The 7,094-nt window shown below is 44.4% G+C and carries 5 protein-coding genes and 2 pseudogenes; all 7 read left to right on the forward strand.

Features of this window, described 5'->3' with window-relative positions:
* Positions 1–197 (forward strand): annotated as a pseudogene (locus VXP95_RS14970) (hypothetical protein); the annotation flags it as partial.
* Complete coding sequence (locus VXP95_RS14975; protein ID WP_416712316.1) at positions 187–2,160, forward strand: hypothetical protein; 1,974 nt, start codon at positions 187–189, stop codon at positions 2,158–2,160. The pseudogene VXP95_RS14970 and the gene VXP95_RS14975, both read left to right, overlap by 11 nt.
* Before the next feature lie 9 nt (positions 2,161–2,169).
* Complete coding sequence (locus VXP95_RS14980; RefSeq protein ID WP_416712317.1) at positions 2,170–3,789, forward strand: hypothetical protein; 1,620 nt, start codon at positions 2,170–2,172, stop codon at positions 3,787–3,789.
* A 53-nt stretch (positions 3,790–3,842) separates the two neighbouring features.
* Positions 3,843–5,069, forward strand: a complete 1,227-nt coding sequence (locus VXP95_RS14985) for a hypothetical protein (RefSeq protein WP_416712318.1) — start codon at positions 3,843–3,845, stop codon at positions 5,067–5,069.
* Between the two features lie 10 nt (positions 5,070–5,079).
* On the forward strand, positions 5,080–5,415 hold the full coding sequence (locus VXP95_RS14990; protein ID WP_416712320.1) for a carboxypeptidase regulatory-like domain-containing protein: 336 nt from the start codon (positions 5,080–5,082) through the stop codon (positions 5,413–5,415).
* The gene (locus VXP95_RS14995) at positions 5,412–5,804 is read left to right on the forward strand and encodes a hypothetical protein (protein ID WP_416712319.1); all 393 of its coding nucleotides are present in this window, start codon (positions 5,412–5,414) and stop codon (positions 5,802–5,804) included. Before VXP95_RS14990 ends, VXP95_RS14995 begins: the two co-directional genes overlap by 4 nt.
* A gap of 13 nt (positions 5,805–5,817) precedes the next feature.
* Positions 5,818–7,094 (forward strand): annotated as a pseudogene (locus tag VXP95_RS15000) (hypothetical protein); the annotation flags it as partial.

Below are 7,094 nucleotides of genomic sequence, written 5' to 3' on the forward strand. Positions count from 1 at the left end.
TGGAGTGGTCCAAGCTGCAGGGTGAGAATTTCAAACTGCAGTTTGAGCAACCACATGATAGCCGGCAATTCACCGTCAAATTTAACCACCAGGATGGGGCTTTAGAGGCCGCACCGGTAAAAGGAATTCCAGCGGTATCACTGGATGATTATTTTAATGTGACTTTGCGCTTTACGGAGTTAGACGATGGCGATTGAAACCAAGGATTTAGTGATTTACAAGTCTGAACGCTTGACTGATAACTCTGATGGCGGTGGTAAATATTCTGGTGTAGTGGTTCAGGATGGGATTAGTAATAACCTGTTCAATGATGTGTCCGAGATGGATCGCACCATGGGTGATGTCTCCATGCGCAAGGTCTTTCCAGCGGTCACCACTGAAGACACTGACCTATTGATGGGGGCAACGGTCTTTGTATCTGAACTGCCTGCGGATCCAAACGTATCAGCACTGCTATTCAGCACCAAGAACTGGACTGATGAACGTCAGTCTGCTCAAAACCGGGTAGAAAACTACTTGGCCAAAGGTGGTCAGATTGCCGGCACACCACTCGATACCCATTGGCAGGGCATGTCATCACTGCAAGTAGCCATGTTTCCGCAAGAAACTGAGTCATCAGTAGGTGACACGATTGTTCTGATTAGTGATGAAGGTAAGGCCTTAGAGCGTGAGCAGTATGTGCGTATTACCAAGGTTGAAACCCGTACTGCAATCATGGTCATCGATGGTAAAAATATTGAATACAAGGTTGCTACGTATTCCTTGAATGATGCTCTTGAGGTTGACTTTGTCGGATTATCAGCGCGTCAGTGGTACAACGGTGAAAAATCCAAAACCATCATCCGGGATACGATTGTTGCGGATACCGGCCTTTACTATTCATCGACTGCGTTGGCTTCAGAAGCCAATGTGGGTGAATTTACCGTAAATGCCAAAAGCATCTTTGCTCAACTGATCCCATCTGCTCAGACTGAAACCCCGATCATTGATGTGAACGCTGCCGGTGAAAGTGTAGTTCTGGTGGCGGGTAATGAGGGCACCATTACTGTTAATTATCCAAATATGGTGATTAGTGTCAGCCAAAACCTGTATATCGGTTCTGCGGTGATTCCATCTAGCGTGGCGTTTACATTACAAGGGCAGCAGATCACTGATCAGGGTGGATTGCTTAAAAATACTCAAGGCACTCAGGTTGGCACGATTGATTATCAGCGTGGTTTGATTCAGTGGACTGCAGCAGCACCGGCTGGAACTGTAAGTCTGAATATTACTTTTAAACCAGCAGCTGCACCGAATCAGTATTACCAGAGTCATGCCATTCCGGTGACTCAAAATAACCAGGGTAGCAATTGGTCGGGAGTTTTAATTCCAATTCCTGCACCTGGTGCACTTTCGATTTCATACATGTCGCAGGGCAAGTTCTATGAGCTTAAAGATGATGGTTCAGGCCAGTTAAAGGCTGCCAGTCCATCTTTTGGTTCAGGCATGATCAACTATGAAACTGGGTCATGGTTACTCACCACAGGTGCCTTGCCGGATGTGGATACGCCGATCCTGCTGAACTGGGGTACACCGATTGTCACCTTTGTGCGATCTAATTTAAGTGTTGAAAAAGCTGCATTTGAGTTTGATTTGGGTCGACCGGGTGTATTGCCGGGTATCACCATTAATTGGACGCTTGAGGGTGAGGTGAAAACTGCAACATCAAATGCTCAAGGCAAGTTTACTGGTGATGCCACGGGCGAAATCAACTATGCCACCGGTATTGGCAAGATCATTCCAAACAAACTGCCACAGAAGGGTACGGTCTTTTCAGTGATCTATAACTACGGCCAATCACTTGAGCAGACCAAGATGGATGTTGCACCCGATGCCAACCAGAAGATGTTCTTCAACATCGGTACCGGACCAGCAATTCAGCCGAATAGTGTTGAACTGGAGATTCCCGTGCAGAATACCGACCGGAAAATAACAGGAACAGTCCGGCTGTTTGATGTGCCAGTGAATGTGATGATTGGCAATCTGGTCAATGAGCGCGGTCAGGTGCAGGGCAGCATTACCTATGCTACTGGCGCAGTTGAAGTCACACCGGTGGTATATCAGCAAGTATTCAGAAAAGAGTACTTGCCAATGATGTCAGTAACGTATGCATCAGCATAGCGAGGAAATATGTCTTTTTATTCTCCACAACCATCCAGCGTTCAAGGCGAACAGGTAGAGCTGAAAGCTTTTGACACTGTTGATGTAAAGGTTAAATACCGGGATACGTCAGGTTCTAACTCTGCAACGCATACGGTGACAGCCAACAAGCTCAAGCTGGACTTATCCTCCGGTTTTGATGAGCAGATTTTGACAGGTTCAGCTCGCTTCAAAGTGGGCGCTGATACCTTTCTGGATCGTACCGGCTTGCTGTATCGTAATGTGAATCCGGCCAATAACAGCGGGATTCAGTCAGGTGTTATTCAATACGGCACCGGGATTGTTGAAATCGATTCCTGGACTCCGAATGCAGATAACACGATTAGTCTGGAATCCTTGACCACTACAACTGACTTGTTGCCGGTCAACAAGATCAGCTTTAGAACACCAATCATGCCGATCCGGCCACAATCTTTAACTGTGGTGGTGGGTACACTTGAGTATGGCCAACTGACACTGACCGCTGATGAGAATGGGGCAATTGAGACCAGCCGGGCGCATGGTCAGGTGAATTGGGATAATGGTTTTGTCACCATTTACTTTTATACCAAAACCAAAATCACAGAAGCCAACCGAGCAGACATTGAAGCGAATGACTGGTATGACCCATTACTGGAATATCAGGAAGGCTTAGACGCTTATATCAATGTCCCGGTCTGGGTGGATGCTTCATCCGTGCGCTATAACGCCGTAGCCTATACTTACATTCCACTGGATTCTGAAATCCTTGGTTTGTCTGCCACACGTTTACCAATTGATGGCCGTGTGCCGATATTCCGTGTTGGTGGTATTGGTATTGTCAGCTCAAGCAAAGCTCAGGAACTACCAAGTGCAATTTCGGGTACCACCTACGATCTGAATGATCAGCGCATTTCATGGGCTGAACTTGAGGATACTAATGGAACGAAAGTAGCCTTCGATTTGTACACAGTTGATTATGATTATGGCCGTGTGACGCTTGGCGGTGACTTCGTACTGGGTAATCTGGTTGCACCACTGACAGTCAAATATCGTTATCAGGACATGGGCCTGATCCGCGATGTACAGATTAATGGCCAGCTGACATTCACCAAGCCATTGACTCATAATTATGATGCAGCTGACACCATTGTTGGCTCTGCTTTGGTGATTGGTGATATGCAGGCGCGTTATACTCGTAAGTTTGTGCAGCAGGCCTGGAATAGTGTCTGGAATGATGAGCCAACAGGCTCGGCAATTTCAGCAAACTATAATGATTCACTCTATCCAATTTTAACCACTAATAAAGGGGCGATTCAGGAGCGCTGGGCGATTGTTTTCACCAGTGCTGATAGCTTTTATTGCGTTGGTGAGTACACAGGTCGCTTAACTCTTGCTGGGTCGACCAGTGCGGATTATGCGCCACTCAATCCAGTTACTGGTGTACCTTATTTCATCATTAAGAAAGAAGGCTGGGGGACGGGTTGGGCGAATGGCAATACATTGCGCTTTAATACGATTGCTGCAAATTTCCCAGTCTGGGTGATTCGTACTGTAAAACAGTCAGAGCCCGCAATCTTATCAGACCAGTTTCAGATCATGCTGCGTGGCGACATTGACCGCGTTGTCTAAAATTTAAATCAAATATGGCCGCTATATGCGGTCTTTTTATGAGTAAATAAAAAATGGCAATGAAGCAAACACAGACAAAACTATTTGACTTTGCGGATGTGGGATTGGATTTTAGTGCAGGCTCAAAAAACCTATTTCCGGATCGCTTTAAAAAAATGCTTGCACTGGGTTATAACGTGCAGACAGTTACCAGTGTGGCAGTAGCAGGCAATCAAGTCACATTTACTTATGGCGGTGCGCATGGATATGTTACGGACCGCATTTTAAAAATAGATTCTGGGCCACTTTTGCTGATTAATGAAGGTGAATTCTGGATTGATTCTATCACCACAAATACAGTGACTTTTACACTTGATGATGCGCCCATCTCTATTACAGGTGGATTCACCACTCGGATCGCACCACTTGGTTGGTCGCTTGAGTATGAAAATGCATATATCCACGTATACAAATTCAAAGCTTTAGATGAGTCTGATTTATACATTCGATTATGCTTTCAGGATCAAGCAGGGCGACGCAATTGTATAAGTCCATGCATTGGTAAAACATTTGACCCGTTAACGGGGTTTATTACTGATGGGTTTGCTCTAGCGGTAAATAAAGAAATCATGTCACCTGGTATGGATTTTAAATGGGAGTTCGCTTCAGCTGCAAATACAACACATAACAACTACACATACTCACAAGGCTATTCAACCTACGGGTTAGCAAAAGTAGTCGGAAGCCCCTATCACCTTATGCTCTTAACAAATGGTTATACAGGTAGCATTAGGTCAATGATTAATGGTATAGCCCCGTGTGCCACCCTAGATTACGAACAATTAAAATACCCGGTTATAATCGGATATACATATGGATCAATCACATCAACTTTTGATCTTTATGAAGCGAGAAGCCAAAGGGCATATATCGGAAATATTGAAGTCACATTCAATAGAGTTCGGAACTCAGGTTCAAACACCAGCTATGTTTTCTACTCGACGACAGCGAATTCTAGTTTTTTATCACCAAATTTGGATGCTTTTAATACCTCTACCGTTGAAAATCTCTCCATCTTTGAGGGGGATACATTGCAGCAAATCGGGGCTGTATATGGCATATATCAAGTTAGAAACGCAAGCACTTCATTATATCCAACGAATTACCAAGAAACTCCAAGTTCAACTCGTGATATTGATCTTTCTAGCTTGATTCTTGTGCATGCCGGCGGTAGCGGCAACTCGGAGAGTGCAAATTCTCATTTCATCGCCATACCTATTGAGGAAATTAAAATTGCTTAAAGTCCTGAGGATGTTTTTTGGCGGATATGAGCCAAACTACTCAAAGCTAAAAAATATGGGATATGCGGTATTTAAACAACCTCGTCCTCTTATTGCTGTAGAAAATTCCAGTCAAGGCTTTGGTCAAATTAAAGGCACAACCAAAAAAGTAGGAGCTAATTACTCACCAGTGCCAGTTTGTGTTTTTCGTCGCGACAACCGCCAATTACTCTGGGAGATAACGTCCAAAACTGATGGCTCCTATGCATTTCGCAATATTGCAGTTGGACTGGAATGTTTTGTAGTGGCCTTCGATCCAAACGAAGAATATAACGCGGTAATCTCCGACAAAGTGGTGGCAAAATGATTCAAACCTCTTTAGCTGCCGGACTGGCTCAACTTCAGGCACTGGCAAATTTTTTAGATCAAGGTAGCGCAAATGCTACCTTTGTTTTTTATGATGATGAAAAACCCATTGATGTAACTATAGCAGCGGATAATAACGCCAGATTAGTTACATTAACGCTGCCTAAACCCTCAATTAAACAGGTAAATACTGATCATATAGAACTAAATCAGACAGACGCGGCGACAGTTATGAAATCAGGTACCGCAGTTTGGGCACGTTTACTTAACGGGGAAGGGAAAGCAGTTGCTGACTTTACAGTGGGAACTGATATTACACTGGCCAATCCTGATCTGGTACTAGGCAGTACACTCATGATGAACTTACTGATCCTACGACCATCAACATAAATGAGGTGGACATGTGTCGAACTATATTCCACCCGATGGCCACCAAGTAAACCTTAACTTTAAAGATTTAGTCACAGGCTCTACCGATCTTAACTTCGGCAGTGACGGTCAAAATCTTGCTTCTCTAGATGTTGTAATTAATACACGGATTATTGCCGAGCTTAATGCAGTCAGTGATAGTAACGACATATTGGATGCCCAAATTAATACGGGCTTTAATGCTGAGTTTAATGCTGTTACAGGCCAGTCTGCTCAGCTGGATACACAGCTGCAAACCGGCTTTATCGCTGAATTATCTGCAGTCAGAATTGATCAGTATTGTGCAGTGGATGCGGTCATTCAAACGGGATTTAGTGCCCAATTCCAGGCGCTATTCGATATCAATCATCTGGTCGGGGTGTCTTATGGTTTTGACATGCGCTACCAGAAAGCGATTGCATGCCTGAGTACCACAGAAATACCATGGGCCAAGCCAATCCTAAGAGTCTCAAATGAGGCTCTTTTTTATGAGCAAGGTCTAGTAATTTCGAATCAGGAAAATATTCGGTATGAGCAAGCAGGATCATTAACCCGGGCGATTAGATCCCTTCATGAGCAAGCAACCGGTTTAAGTTCTGATGCGTATGTCATTTGGGAAGAAGGCGATAAACGCTTTATTCACCAGCGCTACCTGCATGAGGAAACGATCAAACTACGGCATAACCGTGAAACGGTCTGGCAGGAGATGATCCGTAGGCGCAAGACCCTTACTTATTCTCATGAAGTGGCGCATGTATTTGAGCACCGTTTTTCATTTGAATGGGATAAGAGCCTTGAGATTATCACCAAGTCAGATCTGCCATGGGATAAAGCTAAGGCGATTCATTACCGCAAGCATCCGGTTCAACCATGGCCAAAGCCTGAATTACCTAAATATGAAGGCAATGGTGATTTAAATTTCATCTGCCTATGTCATGACGTTGATTCACACAATGTCGTTTTAAATTTTGGTGCAGATGACTGTATTCCAGCACTGCCAAAAAGGAACTGGTGGTATATCGTGAACACACTTACAGCCGAGCGATTAGATACCGGCGAGAAGATTAAAGTCATGGATGGTACCTACAGTACCAGTCGGTCTCAATGGTGCTGGACTTATTCCATCACAGTGGCTCACACCGAAAAAGACAAGTTGCAACCAATCGATGGCCAGCCGGTAATGCTGAAAGTCATGATCAATGGTTTTGAGCATCATATTTTATTGGAAGATCCAGAAGAAACCCGACGTTTTGCCAGTGTTCTTTACACTTA

The sequence above is a fragment of the Acinetobacter sp. 226 genome, from assembly GCF_048147925.1.
GTDB classification, from domain to species: domain Bacteria; phylum Pseudomonadota; class Gammaproteobacteria; order Pseudomonadales; family Moraxellaceae; genus Acinetobacter; species Acinetobacter pecorum.